This is a genomic window from Streptococcus sp. GMD4S (genome assembly GCF_000296955.1).
This window is the reverse complement of sequence record NZ_AJRE01000428.1, coordinates 1-518: the sequence shown is the minus strand read 5'-3', so window position 1 is coordinate 518 and position 518 is coordinate 1. Positions and strand designations below refer to the sequence as shown.

1 protein-coding gene is annotated in these 518 nt (G+C 34.0%); it reads left to right on the top strand.

Annotation, left to right across the window (positions count from 1 at the left end; genetic code table 11):
• Positions 1 to 234: ATP-binding cassette domain-containing protein (locus GMD4S_RS10325; protein WP_000302439.1), on the top strand; the 234-nt coding region annotated here is incomplete at its 5' end.
• Positions 235 to 518: the final 284 nt, after the last annotated feature.

Here is a 518-nt window from a genome sequence, read left to right as displayed (position 1 = left end):
CAGAAGGTTTCAGAGTTATCTGGAGGGGAACAGCAACGAATCGCAGTTGCTAGAGCCATTTTAAAACCGAGTCAGCTCCTGTTAGCAGATGAACCAACCGGCTCTCTAGACCCTGAAAATCGAGATTTGGTTTTAAACTTTCTCTTAGATATGAACAAGGAAGGGAAAACGGTCATTATCGTTACCCACGATGCCTATGTAGCTCAACAATGCCATCGAGTTATTGAATTGTGAAAGAGAATGTGGCGAGTTCATTGATCTCTTCATCTTACCTGTAATTGGGTAATTGTATTTTTAAAAACTCAAATAGTATAAATAAGCTTATTATATGTAAAAATATATCATATAATAAGCTTTTTCTTGATTTTAATGAAATAAAATACAGTTTTTTCTTGACAAACGAAAATGAGAGGAGTATTATTTATACAACAATAAAGTATAAAAATAAAAGGAGGCTCTTCTATGAATAAAGTGAAGAAGGTGTTGATGACGATGTTTGGTTTGCTTATGTTTCCCTT